The 23,332-nt window shown below is 60.0% G+C and carries 21 protein-coding genes and 1 tRNA gene; 12 read left to right on the top strand and 10 right to left on the bottom strand.

Features of this window, described 5'->3' with window-relative positions:
• Window positions 1-1,033: 1,033 nt before the first annotated feature.
• The 5 genes from EOA13_RS18020 to EOA13_RS18000 form a co-directional block, all read right to left on the bottom strand.
• Window positions 1,034-1,516, bottom strand: a complete 483-nt coding sequence (locus EOA13_RS18020) for a hypothetical protein (RefSeq protein WP_164780139.1) — start codon at window positions 1,514-1,516, stop codon at window positions 1,034-1,036.
• Between the two features lie 4 nt (window positions 1,517-1,520).
• Window positions 1,521-1,814, bottom strand: coding sequence for an AlpA family transcriptional regulator (locus EOA13_RS18015; protein WP_127294580.1), 294 nt, complete (start codon window positions 1,812-1,814; stop codon window positions 1,521-1,523).
• 1,294 nt (window positions 1,815-3,108) lie between these two features.
• Window positions 3,109-4,431 carry an integrase gene (locus EOA13_RS18010; protein ID WP_127294578.1) on the bottom strand — a complete coding sequence of 441 codons (1,323 nt, stop codon included), beginning with the start codon at window positions 4,429-4,431 and terminating at the stop codon, window positions 3,109-3,111.
• Between the two features lie 106 nt (window positions 4,432-4,537).
• Window positions 4,538-4,627 (bottom strand) — tRNA-Ser (locus EOA13_RS18005).
• 481 nt (window positions 4,628-5,108) lie between these two features.
• Window positions 5,109-5,444, bottom strand: a complete 336-nt coding sequence (locus EOA13_RS18000; protein ID WP_127294576.1) for a hypothetical protein — start codon at window positions 5,442-5,444, stop codon at window positions 5,109-5,111.
• A gap of 379 nt (window positions 5,445-5,823) precedes the next feature.
• Between EOA13_RS18000 and EOA13_RS17995 the strand changes: the two genes are divergently transcribed.
• The 7 genes from EOA13_RS17995 to EOA13_RS17965 all read left to right on the top strand — a co-directional run bounded on the left by EOA13_RS17995 (window position 5,824) and on the right by EOA13_RS17965 (window position 13,447).
• Entirely contained in the window at window positions 5,824-7,056 is a 1,233-nt protein-coding gene (locus EOA13_RS17995) for a septal ring lytic transglycosylase RlpA family protein (RefSeq protein ID WP_127294574.1), read from the top strand.
• Between the two features lie 103 nt (window positions 7,057-7,159).
• Window positions 7,160-8,323 carry a D-alanyl-D-alanine carboxypeptidase family protein gene (locus tag EOA13_RS17990; RefSeq protein WP_206535291.1) on the top strand — a complete coding sequence of 388 codons (1,164 nt, stop codon included), beginning with the start codon at window positions 7,160-7,162 and terminating at the stop codon, window positions 8,321-8,323.
• A gap of 140 nt (window positions 8,324-8,463) precedes the next feature.
• Window positions 8,464-9,138 (top strand): dTMP kinase, encoded by a 675-nt coding sequence (tmk, locus tag EOA13_RS17985; RefSeq protein ID WP_164780138.1) that lies wholly within the window; start codon window positions 8,464-8,466, stop codon window positions 9,136-9,138.
• A complete protein-coding gene (locus tag EOA13_RS17980) occupies window positions 9,135-10,190 on the top strand; it encodes a DNA polymerase III subunit delta' (protein ID WP_127294569.1) in 1,056 nt (351 codons plus the stop codon). Before tmk ends, EOA13_RS17980 begins: the two co-directional genes overlap by 4 nt.
• A gap of 90 nt (window positions 10,191-10,280) precedes the next feature.
• Window positions 10,281-11,831, top strand: coding sequence for a methionine--tRNA ligase (metG, locus tag EOA13_RS17975; RefSeq protein ID WP_127294567.1), 1,551 nt, complete (start codon window positions 10,281-10,283; stop codon window positions 11,829-11,831).
• Window positions 11,831-12,625, top strand: a complete 795-nt coding sequence (locus EOA13_RS17970) for a TatD family hydrolase (RefSeq protein WP_127294565.1) — start codon at window positions 11,831-11,833, stop codon at window positions 12,623-12,625. The genes metG and EOA13_RS17970 overlap by 1 nt, the downstream gene beginning before the upstream one ends.
• Window positions 12,626-12,628: 3 nt before the next feature.
• Entirely contained in the window at window positions 12,629-13,447 is an 819-nt protein-coding gene (locus tag EOA13_RS17965) for an MBL fold metallo-hydrolase (protein ID WP_127294563.1), read from the top strand.
• 13 nt (window positions 13,448-13,460) lie between these two features.
• Here the strand turns inward: EOA13_RS17965 and EOA13_RS17960 are convergent, their stop codons facing one another.
• Complete coding sequence (locus EOA13_RS17960; RefSeq protein ID WP_127294561.1) at window positions 13,461-14,222, bottom strand: GNAT family N-acetyltransferase; 762 nt, start codon at window positions 14,220-14,222, stop codon at window positions 13,461-13,463.
• Between the two features lie 195 nt (window positions 14,223-14,417).
• Here EOA13_RS17960 and EOA13_RS17955 point away from each other — a divergent pair, with 195 nt between their 5' ends.
• Window positions 14,418-15,113: an RNA methyltransferase gene (locus tag EOA13_RS17955; protein ID WP_127294559.1), complete on the top strand. Its 696-nt coding sequence runs from the start codon at window positions 14,418-14,420 to the stop codon at window positions 15,111-15,113.
• A 69-nt stretch (window positions 15,114-15,182) separates the two neighbouring features.
• On the opposite strand, the gene EOA13_RS17950 is transcribed toward EOA13_RS17955, so the two are convergent.
• On the bottom strand, window positions 15,183-15,665 hold the full coding sequence (locus tag EOA13_RS17950) for a RidA family protein (RefSeq protein ID WP_164780136.1): 483 nt from the start codon (window positions 15,663-15,665) through the stop codon (window positions 15,183-15,185).
• Window positions 15,666-15,854: 189 nt separating this feature from the next.
• Between EOA13_RS17950 and EOA13_RS17945 the strand changes: the two genes are divergently transcribed.
• The 3 genes from EOA13_RS17945 to EOA13_RS17935 all read left to right on the top strand — a co-directional run bounded on the left by EOA13_RS17945 (window position 15,855) and on the right by EOA13_RS17935 (window position 18,010).
• Entirely contained in the window at window positions 15,855-16,541 is a 687-nt protein-coding gene (locus tag EOA13_RS17945; protein ID WP_023811958.1) for a TetR/AcrR family transcriptional regulator C-terminal domain-containing protein, read from the top strand.
• Window positions 16,542-16,848: 307 nt separating this feature from the next.
• A complete protein-coding gene (locus EOA13_RS17940; protein ID WP_127294557.1) occupies window positions 16,849-17,820 on the top strand; it encodes an SDR family oxidoreductase in 972 nt (323 codons plus the stop codon).
• 40 nt (window positions 17,821-17,860) lie between these two features.
• Complete coding sequence (locus EOA13_RS17935; RefSeq protein WP_127294555.1) at window positions 17,861-18,010, top strand: hypothetical protein; 150 nt, start codon at window positions 17,861-17,863, stop codon at window positions 18,008-18,010.
• Between the two features lie 59 nt (window positions 18,011-18,069).
• Here EOA13_RS17935 and EOA13_RS17930 read toward each other — a convergent pair whose 3' ends face one another.
• Window positions 18,070-18,576 carry a ferritin-like domain-containing protein gene (locus tag EOA13_RS17930; RefSeq protein WP_023811961.1) on the bottom strand — a complete coding sequence of 169 codons (507 nt, stop codon included), beginning with the start codon at window positions 18,574-18,576 and terminating at the stop codon, window positions 18,070-18,072.
• A 230-nt stretch (window positions 18,577-18,806) separates the two neighbouring features.
• Between EOA13_RS17930 and EOA13_RS17925 the strand changes: the two genes are divergently transcribed.
• Window positions 18,807-20,516, top strand: coding sequence for an HAD-IIB family hydrolase (locus EOA13_RS17925; RefSeq protein ID WP_023811962.1), 1,710 nt, complete (start codon window positions 18,807-18,809; stop codon window positions 20,514-20,516).
• A 48-nt stretch (window positions 20,517-20,564) separates the two neighbouring features.
• Here EOA13_RS17925 and EOA13_RS17920 read toward each other — a convergent pair whose 3' ends face one another.
• On the bottom strand, window positions 20,565-21,026 hold the full coding sequence (locus EOA13_RS17920) for a RidA family protein (RefSeq protein WP_127294553.1): 462 nt from the start codon (window positions 21,024-21,026) through the stop codon (window positions 20,565-20,567).
• A 23-nt stretch (window positions 21,027-21,049) separates the two neighbouring features.
• Window positions 21,050-23,329, bottom strand: coding sequence for a xanthine dehydrogenase family protein molybdopterin-binding subunit (locus tag EOA13_RS17915; RefSeq protein ID WP_127294551.1), 2,280 nt, complete (start codon window positions 23,327-23,329; stop codon window positions 21,050-21,052).
• Window positions 23,330-23,332 lie beyond the last annotated feature (3 nt).

Here is a 23,332-nt window from a genome sequence, read left to right as displayed (position 1 = left end):
CCGTATTGCTCTTCTCGGCGCCGAGCAGTTCGAGCAGGCGGCAACCGATCCCAACTTCATGGAAATTTCCGCAAGACCGCTGGATGACCAATTCATCTCGCTTGACGCCTACGCCGTCGCGCGAGTCGACCTCGATCGGCCGTCTTCGACCTAGCCCGATTCGCTTAGTTGGCCAAAACCCCAACAAAGATGAGGGTGATAGTTCTATGAGGCCCTAAGGCCTCGCTTGGGATCCCTCTCGCTTTGACCCCCAACCCCATCGTTGGTCAATTCAAAGGCATAGCGCGCGAAAGCAGCAGATGATTGAGTTTCGACCTGGTCTGCCGTGCAAAACGTCCGTGAGCCTGGTTTGCTCTGGCTGCGCCGGGCAAGCCTCACGCGCCTCAATGCCCCCTGGCCACTACGTGCGCTTCAGCATGTGCCTGGAAACCCGTTCACCGAAACGATTTTCAGGTCAACAAAAGACAACATAATCGTAACACCCCATGGAGTGGCACCGTTTGCATCTTGATTCATTCAAGCGGATTGTTGACCCATTCAAACCCGTCCCAATATGTCCGTTGAGGAGTCAAGTCATTCGTTGAGCGCCGACGATTGCCAAGCCAATTTGCTAGGAATCAGCCGCAGCTCTCCACCTCTCCCAACGATACCGCTGCGCTTCGGCTATCCTATCCTTTCCTCCTTGGGATGTGGGGCCTGTACTCAGCCCACCATGAAACCGACATCTGAGCTTTCCAGGCACAGCTGCGTTTCTGCATTCCGTCCCCCTCCTAGTTTTAGCTTCGCATGTCTCGGTGTAGTCTTGGGCCAACTGGTTCTGTCCTCTATGTTCGATCCTTCGCTCCAACGCGGAACAGGGTAGCTTCGCCGCTCGCGGCAAACATTTTTCAAAATGGTTTAGGTAAGATTTTTTGTTTCGTTGGATTTCCGTCTTGTATGGTCTCTATCTCTGTCTCTGTGTCGATAGGGTATCGATGGGGTATGGATAAGGTATCGATAGGGTAGGGCAGCGACAGGGTATCGATAGGATGGCTCACTGAGAGCGTTTCAAAGACCCAGCATTTCGGACGATTGCGGTATTATGAATACCCGATTTGAATGGGAGTACCTCTGATTCATCTTTTAGCTTTACTGGGCAAAGCCGCTCAAGCTCGGATAGCGCCGCTCCACGAACTCGCTTGCTTACAATCTTGTCGATTTGCATTATCACGCCAAGCCGATGTTTTTCACCCATCGGCGGGTTATCTTTGAACCAGTCGATAATGAAATATTCTTCAGTCTTTGGATCGTAGATGACAAAACGATCTTCGATAAGGACAGTTCGAGCCAATGACAGCTGTTTTTCATTTAGGCGGCTCTCTGCAATGGCATGAGCATCGGGGAGCTGACAGCAGCCCCCACTGGTCTGGTACGGAGACGTAAGCAGGTAAACGTAAAAATGGTGGCTCTCCAGAGCCAGGTTCCTCATGCGACGCGCGAGCCATATCTGAGGGACTAATTTTGAGAATTTTCGCATCAGCTTAGCCCTTCTTCTTGCTGGAAATCAGTAGATTTTTGGGAGCTCCGGTTTTCTGAGGGTTAGCTCCGCGGAGTTGCTGGGCATGCGTTTGGGCTGCGCTTGCACGGATGGCGTCACGTTGAGCCGTCTTTGCGTTGAGCCATGTCTCGAATTCGCTTTCGATCCATCCGATGGCGCGCTCGCCAATCTGGACAGGCGCTGGAAAGTCCCCCGTCGATACCATCTCGTAGATGGAGCTACGCCCCAGTCCCGATCGGAAAACCAGTTCCTTTAGTCTCACTATGCGTACGGTCATTCCTTTCTCTCCGGCGTTTAATGCGAACAGCCGGAAGCTAGCGGACGATCTCTGTAGAAAAGGTAGCAGGTTAACACTGAATTAATTGGCTCACAGAGCCTATAACCATTTGTTTTTGCAGTACATTATCGATTTTTTTGCGGTAGCCATTTCCGTCGCGATGAACAATCAAGTGAGAATTCGGTCGGCGGTTCTTGGCTGATTGCCTAGGAAATTCGCTGATTCGAATGAGTGATTCGGCGGATGATCTGGACTTACCAAACGTCATTTCTGCCGCAGTTGCAGCAGGCCAAGGGACTGAGACAAGCTAACGCGACGCAGGGCCTTCTAAGCTCGACTGGGCCCTCAAGGCACTGTGAACGGTTCACAGTTCCCGCGTCGGGCCGACGCCATAGAAAGGGCTCGCTGGATGGGCGCTCGAAAGCCGCTATGATTGGAGCTATCAATCCTCCAACGTTTTTGGATTGAGGGGACAGGTCTGTAGAGGAACGTCCAGAATTCCCAGGAGCACTCTGATGCCCGATCGATGCAACGCTGTTACGAGAGCTGATTGAGATGCAATGGTCGATTGCCCCAGGACGATCTCAAGTGTCGGGCACTGAGTCGAATGGGGAGTCATATGCAACCAGAGCATCTTGCCAGGTAGGCAAAGATGCAGGCTTCACGGTGGCAAAAGCACGGGCCGCTTCGATCCCGTCCAGCGTCGTAGAAATCTTAGCCGAGGCTCGGCATCGGTGAGAAACAGCGCCTGCAGGCGGTGGAACGCCTCGTGGTAGGCCGCATTGGGCCGGCCGCTGTCCAGCGCGGTACGATTGCGTCTCTAGGCGTGTAGTAGCCGCCGGCGGTGTCCGTCCGGTCGCTCCAAACTCAGGCGCGTCTGCTCGGTGTCACCGTCGACGGCACCCCAGCCGCATAGGCCGATTTCGCTGCCTTGGGGCGTAGACCCTCGAAGGCTTTTCGCGCGAAGTCGCCCGTCTCTTTCGACTGTTGCCGAAGCAAGTCGAGCTCAGAGGGCGTCAGCATCACGGAAGTCGAGGATGTACTCAGCTTCGGAGCGGATGAGGGCCGAAGGCTGGAGATTGAGTTCTTCCCTAACGACATCGCCATACCTCCTTCGGCCTCTCGGATTTGTTCTCGGCTCACGGCCATTAATCGGAGAGCACCGCATATACAAGCGTGACTGTACCCCTGAGAGCGCATACGTGCCGTTGTTCGAGCATCTGGAGCGCGCCGTCGAGCTCAAGCGCGCCACGATGATAACGCGGCGGTCCTCACCGCAATGATGCGCGGGAGGTCAAAGATGCGCCGGCGGTTTGAACGCGATCTTCTTCAGCCAGAACTGCTTTTGCTCGAGCGTCGGGCCAGAACCGTATTTTGGCCGATGCCATTTGTGGCCCATCAGCATGGCCACGACCTTTTCGGGCGCCTCCACGGACGTCAGCCGATCCTCGTATGTGTGCCGCAGGCTGTAGAGAGAGTGGTCATCAGTCGGCAGGAGATTCGCATTGTCAAGAAACTTGTTGACCAAGGCAGAGAGCGAGTCGGCCTTGTCGAGATAGCGCGGAAACCCTTTGGGGTGGAGCTTCATTACGGCGAGCGCGCAACCCACGAGCGGAATGTCGCGCAGGGAGTGGTCTGTCTTCAACACGCGTCCATCGGGCCTCACCTGCACATGTGGCACCGCGTGATCTAGCAAGATGCGGTGCGGCAGAAGGTTCGCCGCCTCCGAAAAACGCATGCCGGTGTCCGCTATCAGCAGCACAAGGTGACGGGCCTCCTCGTTGAGTTCCGCCAGCGCGCGGTCGGCAAGGATCTTGTCTTGGACGAAAGCCGCTTCGAAAGCCGCTCGTTGGACCGCGACCTGTCCCGATAGCCGCAATTTCTTGAACACCGGCAGCAAATTCAGCTGATGTGCCATGTCGACAGTGGTCAGCATCTTCGACACGTGGCCGATGTCCTTGTTTGCGGTGCCGATGTCGAGACTTTCCACGCGTATGCGTTTCTGCCACCACTCGCGAAATTGTATGGCGTGGCTCCGGGTGAGGGCGGCTATGTTCATGTCGCCCACAACCTCGATAAGGTTGCCAACGGCGCGCTTTTTCGGATTGCGCCACTTTCGGAGCTGGTTCGGGGACATGGCATTGAGGCTTTGGGCCTCGATCTTCTCGAATTCTGCAACCAGCCCCGTGAGGCGGATCGCCGGCCGCTCCTCACCACCCAGGGCGGCCGCCACCTCCCGCTCGTCCTCAATGACGTTCCTGTCGAGGAGCAGTCTAATGCGGTCGACAATATCATCGCGCGCGCCTTCAGCGAGCTCGGCATTCGTCTGATAGACCAGCCTCAGGGCTTTCGCCCGCTGCTGGGCCGCCTCGAAACGCAAGCGAGCTTCGCCAGATTGACCGTCGCGAAGCCCTCCCCAATACGCATCGAGCTCGACGTGGAGGCGCTGCACTACTTCCTTGGCACGAATGCCACGGGGATCGTTTACGATCGGAATGTCGGTGCTGATGCGGACCAGGACGCGGCGATCGAGCTCGGCGAATTCCTTCGGAACACGGCGAACGAGGTACCAGGTGCCGTCGCGCTTATGCGCCTTTGGCGGATCTTTCCGCGCCATTCCATCCCCTGGCGTTACACAGATTGTTACACTAAGGGGCATGTTGCGCGAGCAAGGTCAATAGGAGGTTCAAAATGCTAAAAAGGTGGGTTGCAGGGGCGCCAGTTGGCGGAGGAAGTGGGATTCGAACCCACGGTGAGCTTGCACCCACGCCGGTTTTCAAGACCGGTGCCTTAAACCGCTCGGCCATTCCTCCATGGTGATTCTTCAACCACTTGGGCGGCGCGGGGCCAACTCGTTTGGCCTGTTGGCACCGGATTGGTACCGAAGGCGTTCCCGGCTGGTTCGCGCTTCATTCCTGTAGAGCGGCATTGAGGGCTGCGTCAACCACCGCTGCGTCGCTTCCTGCCGTCCTGGCAGGCTCTGAGCTTGTCGAAATCGAACACCGGGACTATCGCGATCCCAATGATGCATAAAGAAGGAGCCCGCCGATTGGCGATGCACAGGGCGCGCGAACACGAGAAGCCTGACGCCCTGGAGTGCTTCCATGCAGGAGCCCAAGGGTGCGATCCGGCTATCGACCAGAACCATCCTTGCAACCGGGCGGGGCGGGTTAATCCTTACAGGTCAACCTCTTGGGACAGCTGCGGCATTTCCCCAAAAAATTCAGTTCGCCAAGGGAACAGCTGCTCGTGAGGAAGGCCGAAGCTGCAAATCGGCTCCGGCCTGCGTGTTCCTCAGTCTTTGCAGCTTTCGTCCGCCTTTGCCGCTGCGGCCTTATCACCATGCTGCTGCGCCTCAATGTCCTGCTGCGAGGTCGCAAGATTTTTGTCGCCGCCGCCTTCGGCGCCCGCCAATGGCATTGTGGCGCCGTCCTTGGCGGCTGGCTTGCCCGTGCTGTCCGATGCCTTCGGGGTCTCTAAAGGCGCGTGAGTTCCATCTTTCGAAATACCGGCGGTCTGCTCGGCATCCGTCCCGGCGTTGGAAGCCGACTTGTCCGGGCATGCGGCGATCGCAGACCCGGCGGAAAGTGACATTGCGATCGCGATTGTCAATGAAGCCATTTTCATCATGCTCGTCCTTCTGTTCGAGTGCCCTGCGGATGAAACTAGCGGCGCATTTCTTTGTTCCGGACTGTCGGTCCGCTGCCCGACAAAGCCTGTCAACCGGCAGGTATGGGCCGGCAGGAGCGAAGCCAGGCTCTCTGTGGCAGAGGGCATCACATCTCTCGCGTGGAAGCGCGAAAATCGTTACTTTTCAGAGGGCTCTCGCGGTGGAGACGCCACAAACTTGCCCGGTTACGGCCACAATCGGTTAATACCGTGATAAGCAATTCCTGCGCACAAAGGATCGGGGTTCAAAGGCGTCGCTGGTATTGGTCGGGTGAGTGTTTCGGCTTCTTCGACGGTTGGACACGACGTCTAAGTCAAGACTGAAGGGGACATCAGGAAAATGCAGGCTGTGACGCAACCGCGTCTTCGTCGCGCTGCTACAGTCGCGTTGTTCGCCATGTCGGCCGCCGTGCTGGCGGCTTGTGCCTCGCAGCCCGAGCCGAAAGCGATGGTCCACAAGAAGACCCGCTCCAAGGAATATTTCGCCGAATCTGAATATGGCGTGAAGGCAAGCCCGCGTGTGATCTCCCAGAATGGGCGCATCCAACGTGGCGGCGGCAGGGATCAGCTCGGCAAACCCTATCAGGTCCGCGGCAAGTGGTATTACCCCCGGGAAGACAAGCGCTACGCCAAGGTCGGCCTGGCCTCCTGGTACGGCGATGCCTTCCATGGCCGGCTTACCGCCAATGGCGAAGTCTACGACATGACCCACCTGACGGCGGCGCACCCGACCATGCCGCTGCCGAGCTATGCCCGCGTCACCAATCTCAAGACCGGCAGTTCGGTCATCGTTCGCGTCAACGATCGCGGCCCATATCACGAAGGCCGCATCATCGATGTCTCGGAGCGCGCTGCCCAGATGCTTGACTATGCCAACACCGGCACCGCTCAGGTGAAGGTCGAATATGTCGGCCGCGCGCCGCTTGACGGCGATGACGACCAATATCTGATGGCTTCCTACCATCCCGGCAACAGAGTGCCCGACCCGTCGGACGGACTGCCGACCGGCGTCATGGTCGCCATGAACGGGCCGTCGCCAAGCCTGCCTGCGGGCAGCGCCGCCGTTCCGTTTCCGGGCCAGTTGACCGATTCCGGTTCTGTCCAGCCGGTCATGTCGGCGCAGACGCCGGCCTACGGCGATCCGGCGCTGCCCGATTTCGGTCCGATCGTGCCGGAGCGCCCGCAGATCAATCTGCCGCCGCAATCGCCGTTTGCCGTGGCCTCGCTGTCCTATGCCGACGAGCGGGTCGAACGCGCCTCAAATGCCTTCGCCGCGATGGGTGGCGACGGCATGTCGCCGGCCGACGTGCTCCAATCGTGGAAGCGGCAGCCGCCACCGGCCGGTCTGTCCACCGATTATGTCGCGGCTGGTTCGTTCGAGGATGCCGGAGAAGCCAAGCGTATTGCCGCTCAGCTTGCCGCCTTCGGCAAGATCGAGATCCAGCGTTCGGAACTCGACGGCGAGGATTGGTATTCGGTCAATCTCTATCCCGATGGCCACCGCAATCTGGATGACTTGCTGCAAGCAGCATGGGCGCATGGCGCGCCCGATGCACTGGCTGTGCGCAACTGAGCGCAAGCCTGCTCGGATTTCCGCAGCGCGGTTGATCCGCCGTGCAAAAAGCCCGATGCTTTTCGCGGGCTTGCCGGCGGTGCCGGCCAATGGGTCGAACATCATGCAATTTCGCTTGCTCCCGCTCGCCGGGCTTCTGGTTTTTGGCCTGCTGCTGTTTTTCCAGGCTCCGGCCGGTGCGCAGCTGTTCGAGACCAAGGCCGCACAGGCCTTCATGATCGACGCCGAGACCGGGACGGTGCTGTTTTCCAAGGATGCCGACAAGCCGATACCGCCGGCCTCGATGGCCAAGCTGATGACCATGGAAGTGGTTTTCAACGCCATCAAGTCCGGTCGCCTGAAGCTCGACGATACGTTCGTTGTCAGCGAAAACGCCTGGCGCAAGGGTGGCGCGCCTTCGGGAACATCGACGATGTTCGCCAAGCTCAAGTCGTCGATCCGGCTCGAAGACCTGATTCAGGGCGTGACCGTGCAGGCGGCCAATGACGGCTGCATCGTCATCGCCGAAGGCATGTCGGGATCCGAGGACAATTTTGCCGCGCAGATGACCGAACGGGCCCGCCAGATCGGCCTCAAGACGTCGACTTTCGTCAATTCGACCGGCCTGCCGGCGGATGGCCAGCAGACGACCGTGCGCGAACTGGCGCAGCTCGCCCTGCACCTGTGGCGCGATTATCCTGATTTCTATCGCTATTACAGCCAGAAGGATTTCACCTGGAACAAGATCTCACAGAGGAACCGCAATCCGCTGCTGGCGATGGACATCGGCGCCGACGGCCTGGCGGTCGGTGCGAGCGAGGCAGCCGGTTTCGGCATCGTCGGTTCGCTCAGCCACAATGGTACCCGCGTGATCGCGGCGATGAGCGGGCTGGCCTCGGACAAGGAGCGCGCCGAGGAAGCGCGAAAGCTGCTCGACTGGGGTGTCCGCTCGTTCGAGAAGACTGAAATTTTCGCCAAGGACGAGGTGGTTGGAGAAGCCCAGGTTTTCGGCGGAGCGAAATCCGGGGTGACGCTGAAGGCCAAGGGTCCGATCGACATCTTCCTGCCGATCACCAACCGCGACAAGCTGACGGCCAGGATCGTCTACAACGGCCCGGTTGCTGCACCGGTGGAGGAGGGGCAGCCGGTGGGTGCGCTGCGCGTCTGGATCGGCGATACGCTCAGCCAGGAGACACCGCTTTTCGCCGCCGAATCGATCGGCGTCGGCACGCTGCCGCAGCGCGCGCTCGACGCCGTCAAGGAACTGGCGGTCGGCTGGCTGCGCTAATGCATGTCGCTCAAAATGGCCCCGGTTTTGGGGAAACGACATGCATAAAAGCAAAAAATCGACGGCATGGACGTTTCGTCGAACGCGGACTATCTAGAGCGCTATAATCCCATTCATACATGGACAAGAAGGCCTCTCGGTTGGCACGCGGATTTTTCATCACCTTCGAAGGCGGCGAAGGAGCAGGCAAGTCGACGCAGATCGAGCGGCTGGCCAGGAAGATGCGCGCCAAGAAATACGATGTCCTCCTTACCCGTGAACCGGGCGGCTCGCCGGGCGCCGAAGCGGTCAGGCATGTGCTGCTTTCGGGCGCCGCCGAACCGTTCGGGCCGAAGATGGAAGCGCTGCTTTTCGCCGCCGCACGTTCCGACCATGTCGAGCAGGTCATCCGGCCGGCGGTCGAGCGTGGCTCCGTAGTGCTTTGCGACCGCTTCCTGGATTCCTCACGGGTCTATCAGGGTGTCACCGGTGGCATCGATCCGGCGTTCATGGATGCGCTGGAGCAGGTTGCCATCAACGGCATGATGCCGGACATGACGCTGATCTTCGACATCGATCCGGCCGAAGGCCTGAGGCGCGCAACGCTGCGGCGCGGTGCCGACGCAGACGCCGACCGCTTCGAAAAAGAGACGCTGGCGATCCATCAGGCGCGCCGCGAGGCGTTCCTGGCGATCGCCGCGGCCGAGCCGGAACGCTGTATCGTCATCGACGCGGCCGCCGATCCGGATGCGGTCGAGAATGTCGTCACCGCCACCGTGTTCGCGGCGCTGGAGGCAAGAACGCCGTCGCGCAACAGGCAGGCGACGCCGGCATGATCTTCGAACGCATCGCACCCGAACAGCACGACACGCTGGACGGCGTGCCGGAGCCCGCCGAAACGCCCCTTCTGGTCGGGCACGGCCAGGCTGCAGGCGTGCTCACCGCTGCCTATCGGGCGGGCAAGCTGCCTCATGCGCTGATCTTCTCCGGACCGGTCGGCATCGGCAAGGCGACGCTCGCCTTCCATCTTGCGCATCATCTGTTGAAGCACCCCGATTTTGCGCAGGCGCCGGAAAGCCTTGCGGCTCCCGATCCGGCTTCGTCGCTGTTTCGCCAGATCGCCACCGGGGCGCATCCTTCCGTGCTGCATCTGACCCGGCCGCTGAACGACAAGACCAAGAGCTTCAAGACTGTCGTCACCGTCGATGAGATCCGCAAGGTCAGCCGCTTCCTGTCGCTGACCTCGCATGACGGCAGCTACCGGGTCGTCATCGTCGACCCAGCCGACGACATGAACGCCAATGCCGCCAATGCGTTGCTGAAAAACCTTGAAGAGCCGCCGGCACGGACGCTGTTCATCCTGATTGTCCACGCGCCGGGCAGCCTGCTGCCGACGATCCGGTCGCGCTGTCAGGTGGTGCGATTGAACCCGCTCGACGCCGACGACCTGATGACGGTGCTGGAAACGACCGAGCCGGCGCCGCCTGACGATCCGACGGCGCGCGCGGCACTGGTCGAGCGGGCAGGGGGCAGCGCCCGCAACGCCATCCTGCTGACGCAGTATGGCGGGCTGGAGATCGCCTCCACGCTGGACGCTCTGGTCACGGGAAGAAAGAGCGAAGTCGGCGGCGCGTTTCGCCTCGCCGAAGCCGTGGCCGGCCGCGATCAGGCGATCCAGTTCGATATCTTCAACCGCCGGGCGCTGGACCTGTTGTCGGACGCGGCAAGCCAGGCGGCACTGGCGGGCGATCTCGCACGAGCCAAAACGCTGTCGGACACTTGGCATGAGGCGCTGGACGCTATATCTGAGACCGATACTTACAATCTCGACAAGAAGCAGCACGCCTTGATCATGATCGATCGCCTGAATTCTGCAATGCGAATGTGACTGGGTTTCCTGGATCGGGATGGCAAATGCCGCCTCGATACGATATCCACCGCCACGCCTTTCCATTCAGACATTCATGACGGTTCCTTCATGTCACGCGACAAATTCTACATCACCACCCCGATCTTTTATCCGAACGGCAAGCCGCATATCGGCCACGCCTATACGGTCATTGCAACTGACGCCCTGGCACGCTTCCAGCGCCTGGACGGCAAGGACGTCTTCTTCCTGACCGGCACCGACGAACATGGCCTGAAGATGCAGCAAACGGCCGAGAAGGAAGGCATAACGCCGCTGGCGCTGGCCGACCGCAATTCGGCGATTTTCCGCGCGATGACCGAGGCGATGGGCGGCTCGAACGACGACTACATCCGCACGACGGAACCGCGCCACTACGAATCCTGTCAGGCGATCTGGAAGGCGATGGCCGCCAATGGCGACATCTATCTCGACCGCTATAGCGGTTGGTATTCGGTGCGCCAGGAAGCCTATTTCGACGAGAGCGAGACGACGCTCGGCGAGGATGGCGTGCGCCGCGAGCCGCTCGGCTCGCCCGTCGAATGGAACGAGGAAGAAAGCTATTTCTTCCGGCTTTCCGCCTATCAGGACAAATTGCTGGCGCTTTATGAGAGCCAGCCCGACTTTATCGGTCCCACCGAGCGCCGCAACGAGGTGCTCAGCTTCGTCAAGTCCGGGCTGAAGGATCTGTCGATCTCCCGCACCACCTTCAAATGGGGCGTGCCGGTGCCCGGCGACGACAAACATGTGATGTATGTCTGGGTCGACGCGTTGACCAACTACATCACCGCCGCCGGCTATCCCGACACAAAGGCCGAGCAATGGCGCTATTGGCCGGCCACGCACATCATCGGCAAGGACATTGTCCGCTTCCATGCGGTCTATTGGCCGGCATTTCTGATGTCGGCGGGCATTGAGTTGCCGAGCCGCGTTTTCGCGCATGGCTTCCTGTTCAACCGCGGCGAAAAGATGTCGAAATCGGTTGGCAACGTCGTCGATCCGTTCGCGATGGTCGAGCACTACGGCCTCGACCAGGTGCGCTACTTCTTCCTGCGCGAGGTGCCCTTCGGCAACGACGGCAGCTACAGCCATGACGCGATCGTCAACCGCACCAATGCCGATCTCGCCAATGGCCTCGGCAACCTTGCGCAGCGCTCGCTGTCGATGATCGCCAAGAACTGCGGCGGCGTGGTGCCGAAGCGCGGCGAGCTGACGGATGCAGACAGAGCAATCCTGGATCAGGCCGTCGCCGCTCTCGACATCGCGCGCAAGGCGATGGCCGAGCAGGGCATCCATCTGGCGCTGGCGGCGATCTTCGGCGTGGTGGCGGAAGCCGATCGCTACTTCGCCGGCGAGGCACCATGGGCGCTGAAGAAGACCAATCCGGAACGAATGGAAACGGTGCTGTGGACGACCGCCGAAGTCGTGCGCCGGGTGGCGGTGCTGTGTCAGCCCTTCACTCCGGGATCAGCCGCGAAACTGCTCGACCTGTTGGCGGTGCCGGCGGACAGCCGCGATTTCGTGCATGTCCACGCGGACCATGCGCTGGTGCCGGGCACCGCGTTACCCGTGCCGGAAGGGGTTTTTCCACGTTACGTCGAACAGCCGGACGCGAACGTCTGATGCTCGTCGACAGCCACTGCCATCTGGATTTTCCAGATTTCGCCGAGGAGCGGGCTTCTATTGTCGCCCGCGCCAAGGCGGCCGGTATAGGCCACATGGTGACGATCTCGACTCGCGTGAAGAGATTTCAACAAATCCTTGAAATCGCCGATACTTTCGATGAAGTATACTGTTCGGTCGGCACCCATCCGCACAATGCCGCGGAAGAGCTGGACGTAACATCTGCCGATCTCGTGCAGCTGGCTGCCCACCCGAAAGTGGTGGCGATCGGCGAGGCCGGTCTCGACTATTTCTACGACAAGGCGCCACGCGATGCGCAGGCACAAGGCTTTCGCAATCACATCGCCGCCGCACGCGAAACGGGGCTGCCGCTGGTCATCCATTCGCGCGATGCCGATGCAGATATGGCTGACATTCTTGAGGCCGAAACAGGGAAGGGCGCCTTCCCCTTCATCCTGCATTGCTTTTCCTCCGGACGCCGGCTTGCCGAAATTGGCGTCGCGCTCGGCGGCTACGTGTCGTTCTCGGGCATCCTGACCTTCAAGAATTCAGCTGAGTTGCGCGCCATTGCCGCCGATGTCCCGCATGACCGGCTGCTGGTCGAAACCGATGCGCCCTATCTGGCGCCCGTGCCGTTTCGCGGCAAACGCAACGAGCCGGCCTATGTCGCGCACACGGCCAAGGTGCTGGCCGAGACGGTCGGCGTCAGCGAGGCCGAAATCGCTGATCTGACGACGGACAATTTCTTCCGGCTGTTCGGCAAGATGCCGCGGCCTGTAGAGCAAAGTGCCTGAACGATGACTGACCGGCTGCGCCTCACCATTCTCGGCTGCGGCTCGTCCCCAGGTACGCCGCGCATCACCGGCGACTGGGGCAATTGCGACCCCGACAACCCCAAGAACCGGCGCACGCGTACCGCCGCACTCGTCGAGCGGATAGCGGCGAACGGCAGCCGCACGACTGTGGTCATCGACACAGGGCCGGATTTTCGGCAGCAGATGCTGCTGGCCGGCGTTAAACGTGTCGATGCGGTCGTCTATACCCACCCGCATGCCGACCACATCCATGGCATCGACGATCTGCGCGGTTTCGTTCTCGATCAGCGCCAGCTGATCGACGTCCATGCCGACAGGGCGACGATGCTTCGGCTGCGGGAAGCGTTCGGATACTGTTTCGAGACGCCGCAAGGCAGTTCCTATCCGCCGATCGTCAGGCCGCATCTCATCGACCACACCAGGCCGGTGGTCATCGAAGGAGAGGGGGGTACCCTCACCCTCGAGCCGCTGCCGCAGATCCACGGCGACATCGTATCGCTCGGTTTCCGCATCGGCGGGCTCGCCTATTGCCCCGACATCAGCGACTTTCCGGAGCCCACCTCCGAACGGCTTCGCGACCTCGACGTGCTGATCATCGACGCGCTGCAATACCGAACGCATCCAAGTCACCTGTCCCTTGGCGAAGCGCTTGAATGGATCGAGCGGCTGGCGCCAAGACACGCCGTGCTGACGCATATGCATGTACCGCTCGACTACGCCACGGTGATGGCCGAGACACCCGCCAACGTCGAGCCGGCCTATGATGGGATGGCGATTGAAATCCCTTACAAATCAGCGTGATGCGAATAGACTTTCATACAGGCTTTCGGTTCATTGGTGCGAATATCAGCACCGTTCCGATCCGTTCGTAGCCCATCCGGGGATAAAGCAAAGCCCCGGCGTGGGTTGCAGCCAGCACCGAGCACCTCGACCCGCGCGCCCGATCGTCGTGCAACATTTTCGACATCAAAGCCTGGCCAATGCCGCGACGCCGGTGCGAAGGCTCGACATACATGCTCGAACACCACGTGGCTTCCACGGCATCCAAGCTGCGCACGCGCCCAACGATATCGGCGCCATCGACTGCCACATACTGGCGGAACGGGGCGCTGTCGCCGAGCAAATGATCCGGGATCGGCTGCCTGCGGATGATCTTTCCCAACTGCGCCGCCCGTTCGGCTGTCTGCACGCGTTCGATCGAAGCAACCGCCGGCGGGCTGGGAATCCGGCGCAATCGGTGGACGAAAAAGCCTTCGGTCCGAAGCAGCCGGTAGCCGAGAGCTTTGTAGGAGGTTCGTGTCGGCCCGTCCGGATCCTCGTTCGCGATCATAACGGAAATGGCAAAGCCCGGCCGTGCATGCTGCCGCACGATGGCATCGGCCTCTTGAGCGGCAACGTCATGGACGACCCATTCTTCGCCGCGGTAGTCACGAGGATTCTTGCGCTCGGCATCGCGCATCAGCCACAAGCGTCCAATGCGGCTGGCCTCGTAAGGAAAGGTGCGGCTTCTGTCGGCGCTGAAGCCATGCACGAACACTTCGATCGCCGCTTCGATCTCGCTGTTTGCCATCTTCATCTCGACAGCCTAGCGTTGGCCATCCGCTCAAGGCAATACGGCACAATCGGCTCAAGCCTATGAGAATCATCGGTGGTTTACAGTTCTTGGCCCGTGCGTTGGTTCCATAATCTATCTTATGCGACTTTCTGATGTCGCGGCGATGGAGTCGCCACGGGCCTTGGATTCAGATACGCCTCTGGTAAGAACTCTCTCATGGAAACCCTTGAGGCTCAGAAACCCAGAGCATCGGTTCGCAGGCGTGCGGCTGCGGTCAAATCGTTTCGCTGCGAGAACTTGGTAGCCGTTGTCGAAGATCCGAATGATATCAGGAACATCGGAACGGTAATTCGAAACGCAAATGCTCTGGGCGTCGAAAAAGTCTATATCGTTGATCCACGCAAAGCACTTCCCGATGACTGGCAGCAAATGCGGCAGCGGAAATCGCTTTCGGAAACGTCTGTATCAGCCGTCAAATGGACGTTTGTAAAACGGTTCGACAGCACTGCCGCCTGCCTCAACCATCTGGAAAAGCATGGCTTTATGTCCGTCGTCACCTCACCGCACATAAAGGGAAAAACCAGCGTTTTCCTGCATGAGGGTGATTATACCCAGCACACTAAACTTGCTGTCTGGTTTGGCAATGAGAAACGGGGCATCACCCCCCTCGCGGTCGAGCGCAGCGAGATGTGCGTAGCAATCCCAATGTTCGGGATGATCGAGAGCCTGAACCTCGGGACCAGTTCGGGTATCGTTCTCTACGAAATCACGAAACAGCGACGTGAGTATCAGAGCAAATTCCGCCGCGGAAGATGGAAGGGAAAACGCGCTAAGCCACTACCTACTGTAATGAGTCTTGAAATTGACGGCTTTGCTTCGAGCGAAACCGAACAAGCTGACGAGCCAAAATGAATTGGTGGTTCCAACGCGCGGCTGTCGGCGGCGTCCTCGACCTCATGTCAGTTGGGGCGATCAGGCTCCCTATTCCAGTATAACGGTGGCTTCCACCTCGAAAAGCATGGGGTCGATGGCAAGCTTGGGAACGGGAACCAGTGTCTGCGCCGGCAACGCCTCGCCGAACATGTCCTTGACGTTCCTGGTCAACACCTCGAGCTTGGACATGTCGTGGTCGACCACGAAGACCGTGAGCTTCGCCACCTGATCCGGCCTGGCGCCGATGCCCTCAAGCGCAGCATGCAAATTTGCGTAGGCCTGCTTAACCTGGACGGCGAAATCGGGTGACAAGGCTCCTGTGCTGTCTTGGCCGCCCTGCCCGGAAATGTAGGCAATCCGAGCTCCGCGCGGTGCGATCACGGCGGTGCTGTAGCCATTCGGCGACGGGTCGTAGAGCGTCTGTGGATTGATGATGGTCAGCTTGAACTCGTTCGCCGGCGACGCAGTGGGAACTGCAATGGTCATGATGATTAGCCCTCCGATAAGCAGATGCTTGATTGCGCGTGACATGATTTCTCCTGGCTCTGCTGACTGCGAATAACGCACTCGCCGCCGGCATGAACTTTAAACCAGATCGCTCATACGATGAATCGTGCGATGTACGAGTCATCGTATGGTACATCGTACTAGTCAAGCGATCGGCGTCGACATTCCTGACGGTGCCTGCCAAAATCGACGTTCGGCCAGCAAGGAAGACAGATGGCAGCCAAACCCCGCAGTGCCAGCAAACGATCGCAACGGACAAAGCTTCAACCCATCCAGGAGGCGAGCAGCGAGCCGCCGCTGTCTCGAGAGCGTATCGTGGCGATCGCCGTGGAACTGCTGGACGCCCAGGGCATAGACGGATTGACAATGCGTCGGCTGGCCGATCGCCTCGGCTCGGGTGTGATGAGCCTGTATTGGCACGTTGACAACAAGGAGGATGTCTTTGATCTAGCACTCGATTCGGTGCTCGAACATCGCGGATCGCCTGAAACAGGTGAGTCTCCGGACTGGCGCGGAGACGTCGTTCATATGCTCGAAGACTGGCGCGCCAGAATGTTGCGCCATCCTTGGTCGGCATCGCTGTTGCCGCGCCGGGCGCTCGGCCCGAACATTCTCAGCCGCCTGGAAATGTTGAGCAAGACCTTGTCCAGAGCCGGTGTTGCCGACGCGAATCTGAACGCCGCGATATGGTCGCTCTGGAATTATGTGATGGGCGCCACCCTCACCCGGGCAAGCTTCGACCTCTCGGAAGAAGACAGGGCAGCCGCACAGCAGCGTCTTACACACCTCAGCGAACACTACCCGACAATCGAACGCTCTCGTCTGCTGTTGGACAACGATTGGGATGGCGCCTTCCGAAAAGGCCTCGACTTCCTGCTCGATGGGCTGTCGCCAAGATAGAATTCCGGCGGCTACGCCCGGAGTAGACCGGATGGCGCTGCTTTGCCAGTTTGACGCAATAGCTTCCCAATCCACATCATCACGTTTGGCTCGCCGCCAAGGCGGCGCAGGCAGCGGGCAAGCCCCGGTGCTCGATCCCATCACGGCGGTGGCTGGCGCGGCTGCATTGCAGCTGAATTGGTGCAGCTGGCGATGTCGTCGTTACGCGTTGCCAAACGCTGGCCGGAATCCTCTCGGCAAGTCGATCTTTTGCGCAAACCTTTTTGCCTGACATGCGTTGTTTCCTCTCCAAGCCAAGGAGACGATCATGCAGATGAAGTCAGAAATAGCCGGTGAAGCGGCCAAGCAGCGCCATATCCAACGTGGCGTCGATGCCAAAGACAAATCGAAAGGCGGTGGGAAGCAGCAAGGCGCCATGCAGGCTGGCGCCCGTGAATATCCCGAGCCCCCCTTCCCCGAGCAACATCAGCCCAAACCGGGGCACGAATGGGCGCTAGAGCCGGAGCCGCTGTACGATGCGCCGTACTATCTCGGATCGAAAAAACTCGACCAAAAGGTAGCACTCATCACGGGCGGCGATTCCGGCATCGGCCGCTCGGTGGCGGTGTTGTTCGCCCGCGAGGGCGCCGACGTCGCGATCGTCTATCTGGCCGAGGACAAGGATGCTGAAGAGACCAAATCAGCGGTGGAAAAGGAGGGACGACGCTGCATCCTGGTCAAGGCCGATGTCAGCGAACGCAGCCACTGCCACAAGGCGGTCATGGAGACCGTTGAAAAATTCGGTCGCATCGACGTGCTGGTCAACAACGCTGCGTTCCAGATCCATTCCAGCGATTTCGGCGAGCTGACCGAAGAACATTTTGACACGACGCTGAAGACAAATCTTTACGGCTATTTTCATATGGCGCAGGAAGCGGTGCCGCACATGAAGCCCGGTTCGGCGATCATCAACACCGGTTCGGTAACCGGTATCGACGGTTCAAAACAACTGGTCGACTATTCGATGACCAAGGGCGGCATCCACGCCTTCACGCGGGCCCTGTCGGGCAATCTCATCGGCAAGGGCATAAGGGTGAATGCGGTCGCACCGGGTCCGGTGTGGACGCCGCTCAATCCGTCGGACAAGGAAGCCGACGACGTCTCGAAATTCGGCGCGGAAACGCCAATGAAACGACCCGCGCAACCGGAAGAACTCGCGCCGGCCTATGTGTTCCTCGCTTCGCCGCATTGCTCGAGCTACATCACCGGCGAAATCTTGCCGGTCGTCGGAGGGTACTGAAGATGGCCGGAATGAAATCCATGAGCAAGGAGTAGGATGGATGGGCCGTCTGCTTTTCATGGTGGCGCTCGCTTGTGTAGCGTACCGCATCTACACGGAAACTGCAGGATCTGCTCGGCATGTGCCGCAGGATGACGATGAAGCGCTGCGCAAGCAATCAACGGCCTTGGGCGTCGACCCGTCTCGCTGACGGAGTGGAAACCTGCCAGCAATCCGGCCGGCCGAGTACCAGCCGGCCGGATTGCAGCCTTATTCGGCTGCCTGCAGGTTGATCTTGCTTTCCGCCATTTCGGTGAGCTTGCGATCGGTCGCCTGTTCTTCCCTCAGGTTCTTGGCCAGCACATTGGCGCAGTCGGTGCGGCCGAGTTGCTTGGCCCAGGCGATGAGCGTCCCGTAGCGGGTCATCTCATAGTGTTCGACGGCCTGCGCCGAAGCAATCAGCGCCGCGTCGAGAACTTCCTTGTCATCGACGTCACCGCTCACATCGTCGGCCTCCTCGAGAATACCGTCGATTGCCGGACAGTTGACCTCCTTGGCCTTGACGCCATGCAACTCAAACACCTGTTCGACGCGCTCGATATGGCCTCTCGTCTGGTCGAGGTGTTTTTCAAATCCGGCTTTCAATTGCGGGTCGGTTGCCTTGTCGATCATCTTCGGCAGCGCCTTCTCGATCTGCTTTTCGGCGTAATAGATGTCGCGCAGCGTGTGCACGAAGAGATCGTCGAGTGTCTTGATGTCCTTCGAAAAGAAGCCCATGGCCTTACCTTTCATTGCACTTGGTGGATTTCGGCGACGGGTTTGCACGCCGCCAGCAAAGACCGGGACGGTTCCCGGCTTGTCTGGTCAACGTACCGGCACCGAAGGAGTTCCTGATTTCCGAGGGCGAACCATCCCCTTCTCCAGACCTACGATCCGGTCGGCGGGGAGCCTTTGTCTCGATCACACGTTCTAGCCGCAGGGCAACCGGAACGAGAAGGGTCGGCGGAATGTATTTCATTGCATTGGCGGCAGACTATGACGGCACGCTGGCTCATGATGGGATCGTCGCCAAGAAGACGCTCGCCGCGCTTGAGCGGTTCAAGAAAAGCGGCCGCAAGCTGGTTCTCGTCACCGGGCGTGAACTGCCCGATCTCAAGCGCGTCTTTCCCGAGCTTAGTCTCTTCGACAAGGTCGTCGCTGAGAATGGCGCGATGATCTACACGCCGGCCAGCGAGGAAGAGCGGGTGATCGCCCCATCGCCCGAGCCCAAATTCGTCGCCAGATTGAAGCGGCAGGGCGTCAAGCCGCTTTCGGTCGGGCGATCGATCGTCGCGACCTGGGAACCCCATCAGGCGACCGTGCTCGATATCATCAAGAAGATGGGTCTCGAACTGGAAATCATCTTCAACAAGGGCGCGGTGATGATCCTGCCGAGCGGCATCAACAAAGCCACCGGGCTCGCTGCGGCCCTTCAGGACCTTCGACTTTCGCCGCACAACGTCGTCGGCGTCGGCGACGCCGAGAACGACCACGCGTTCCTGCAAGCCTGTGGCTGCAGCGCCGCCGTCGACAATGCAATTCCGGCGGTCAAGGATACAGCCAACCTGGTCATGCGTGGCGCCCGCGGCAAGGGCGTGGAGCAATTGATCGCAAAGCTGATAAAGCGTGATCACGCGATAGTGCCGAAGCGCCATGACGGCATCGTTCTTGGGTCGTCTGGCGGCGATGATGTCTACCTGTCGCCGAGCGACACGATCCTCATTGCCGGGAGTTCCGGCATTGGTAAATCCACCTTGGCCACCGCGCTGACGGAACGCTTCGTCGAAAGTGGTTTTCAGTTCTGCGTCTTCGATCCCGAAGGCGACTATGACGGCCTCGAAGGCGCCGTTCGCCTGGGAGACGGCTCAAGCGCGCCGACAAAGGCGCAGGTGCTGGATCTGATCGCCAAGGCCGACAGCAACATTGTCGTCAATGGATTGGCCCTACGCGTCGACGAGAGGCCGGATTTCTTTGCCGACCTGCTGCCTGGCCTGAGCAGTTTCCGCCGGCGCACCGCCAGACCGCACTGGCTCGTCATCGATGAAGCGCACCATCTTCTGCCCAAGCGGCGCGACGATACGCGGGCGGTCCTGTCATTGGAATTGCCGGGCACAATCTTGATCACCGTTCACCCCGAGGCGATCTCGACAGACGCCTTGCGCCTTGTGACAGCCATCATTGCGCTTGGCCCCAAGGCGAAGGACGTGGTGAAGGTCTTCTGCAAGGAGACTGGCATTGAGCCGCCAAAGGACATCCCCAGCCCCAAGGGCGCGCGCGTGCTGTTCTGGCGGCCGCAGGCGGGCAAGAAAGTCAAGACGGTCAAGGTGGTGGAACCACGTCAGTCACTCAAGCGGCACAGCCGGAAATATGCCGAAGGCCAGCTCGACGAAGCCGGCAGCTTCTATTTCCATGGCCCTGACAATGCGATGAACCTCAGGGCTCACAATCTGATGATCTTCGCTCAGATCGCCGAGGGCATAGACGACAAGACTTGGGAGTTTCACTTGCGCACCGGCGACTATTCCAAATGGTTTCGACATCAGATCAGGGACAAGGACCTGGCGCGCGAAACCGCCGAGGCGGAAGAGGACAAGACCCTGTCGGCGCAGGAGAGCCGCAAGCGGGTGCTTGACGCTGTGCGCCGACGTTACACGGCTCCGGCCACAGCCCCGGAGTGACACTCGAGAGCCAAGGCAACTAAGCTATCGCTGCACGCGAAAACTTTTTCAGTCAGGCAACGCCGCCACCGCGACAATTTCAACGACGATGTCGGCTTGCGCAAGCGCTACAATCCCGATCACCTCGGAGGGCGGTGGGTTGTTATAGCTGCAGTGCTTCGGGCAATGCTCGGCAAAGAACTCGTCCAGTACGTCGAGACGAAAATTGGGTGAACTTAGAACGCCGCCATCGGGAAATGGCCCCTTGATGAAGAAGGTCAGCCGGATGAGATAGTCGAGCGCGCTGCCGAGTTCTTCCAGATCTGATTTGATGTTCGCCAAAATTGCGCGCCACTGTGCCGCCGCATCGCCAGGGAAGTCCCCTCCTCTCTTTCCGGCAGGATCGTAATTTTCGGCGGTTGCCGTATTGCCGCAGAGGTAGACAAATCCCTTTGCTCCGGTGACGACCGTGCCTTTTCCCCACGGCATCAACCTGCCGTTTTTGAATTTCCTATGGGTTACGAGTTCCATGCTCCGTCCAGAGCTCTTGATCGTCAGCCTATCAAATCATCTATTCTGATCGGCAGATCGCGAATGCGCTTGCCGGTGGCATGATAGACGGCACTCGCCACGGCAGCAGCCGTTCCGACATTGCCGAGTTCGCCCAAGCCCTTGACGCCGGCAGGATTGACCTGGTGGTCGATTTCGGGGACCAGGATAACGTCGACCTGTTTGATGTCGGCGTTGACCGGCACGAGATAGTCCTGCAGGTCGCGATTCACGTAGCGCGCGTGTCGCTGATCGATTTCGGTGGCCTCGTGCAACGCTTGGCCAATGCCCCAGATCATGCCACCCATCAGCTGGCTGCGCGCGGTGCGCGTGTTCATGATGCGCCCGGCAGCGAAGGCTCCGACCATGCGCGGCACCCGGATTTCGCGTGTATAGCTGTTGATGCGCACTTCGACGAACTCGGCGCCAAACGCATATTTGACCGAATCTTCGTCGTTCTCTCCACCATGAAACTCCGATTGTCCGGCATAGAGTTTCCTCAGGGCTTCAGGCGAAGAACCCTTCGGCGCAAACTCGGCATATTCTTCGATGGCGCCGACTTGCATGGCCTTGAAGACATCGGCCAGCTTGGCGGACTTGCCGGTCTCGGTGACGACCTCTTCGTCCTTCAAATCCAGCTTCGCATTGGCCGAACCTGCCAGCGGAGCCCCCTTGCCCGCAGCGGCGGCAAACAGTTTTTCGCGTATCGCGTCGCAGGCTTTCATGACCGCGGAGCAGACGCTGGCGGTCGAGATCGATCCGCCCGACACGGGAGCCGGCGGCAAGGCACTGTCGCCCATCTCCACGCTGATCTTGTCCATGCCGACCCCCAGCCTTTCGGCCGCCATTTGGCCGGCGATGGTGCGAACGCCGGTGCCGATTTCATGGGAGCCGCACTGGACCCGAACCTCGCCATCGGCGGTGAGACGAACCCGGGCCGCGCAAGGTGCGGCGGCAGTCGGATAGATTGCCGTCGCACAGCCCATTCCGACCAGCCAATCGCCGTCGCGCATCGAGCCGACCCTGGGATCGCGCTTCGACCAGCCAAAGGCCTCGGACGCCTGGTCGTAGCACTTGATGAGTGAGCGGCTGGAAAATGGCTTGCCTCCGATCGGCTCCTTCTCCGGTTCATTGATGCGACGAAACTCGACAGGATCCATGCCGAGGGCCACGGCCATTTCGTCCATGGCGTTTTCCAGCGCGTAGACATAAGGCGTCTCCGGCGGCGATCGCATGTAGCCAGGCGTGTTGCGGTCGGCATGAACCAGCGAAACATGCGTCAGAACGGAGCCGTAATCGTACATGCGCGCGGTGGCGGACGTGCCGCCGACGACATAAGGGTCAGGGCGTGACGTCACCTCCCAGGCCTCATGTCCGAACGCCGTGATGCGGCCGTCCTTGCCGGCGCCCATGCGGATCCGATGCCGCGTTTCGGCGCGATAGGTCTGCGTACCGAAGGCTTGCATGCGATTGACGACGCAGCGAACCGGCCGGCCGATGCGCCGCGCCGCGACGGCAACGATAGCAGTGCGTGCCGTCATCGGCCCCTTGGAGCCGAAGGCGCCGCCGATATAGGGACTGACGATCCGCACATTGGCCGGATCGAGCTTCAGTTGGCGTGCCAGTTCCACCTTCCAGCCCGTAACGTTTTGACTGGGTTCGTGTATCGTCAACTGGTCGCCCTGCCATATGGCGGTGGTCGAAAACAGCTCGATCGGATTATGATGCTGGGTCGGCGTCGAATATTTTTCGTCGATCTTCACCGTCGCATCCGCCCAAGCGGCGTCGAAGTCACCGGCCTTCGCATCCTCCTTGAACATCGGGCTTTTGCCGGCAGCCGGTTCCATCTTCACGCCCTTGGAATCAAAGCTGGCGCTGGGCCGTTCGTCCTCATAGTCGGCGCGGACCAACATCGCTGCCTCCTCCGCCGCCTCGAAGGTTTCAGCGACCACCAGAGCGATGATCTGACCATCGTGAAAAACCGTCTTGTCGTGCAAGGGCCCAATCGAACTTGCACCGGTGTTGCCGAATTTCGGCATGTCGGTCCTGTCCAGATCGCCATAGGTGACGATGTCCAGCACACCGGGTACGGCCTTGGCGTCTTTCGTGTGAAGTTCGGAAACCTTGCCCCGGGCAATGCTGCTGGTGGCAAGGGCACCGTAGGCGACGTTGGCCGTAACGATGTCGGCGGGATAGCCGGCCTGTCCGGTAACTTTTAGCCGGGCGTCAATGCGAACAACGGGATCGCCCTGGTTTTCCCTTGGAGCGGGTGCAGCTTGGTTCATGGC

Source organism: Mesorhizobium sp. M7A.F.Ca.US.011.01.1.1 (assembly GCF_003998295.1).
Taxonomy (GTDB): Bacteria; Pseudomonadota; Alphaproteobacteria; order Rhizobiales; family Rhizobiaceae; genus Mesorhizobium.
Note: the sequence above shows the minus strand (reverse complement) of the source record. Positions and strands in the feature narration are given on the sequence as shown.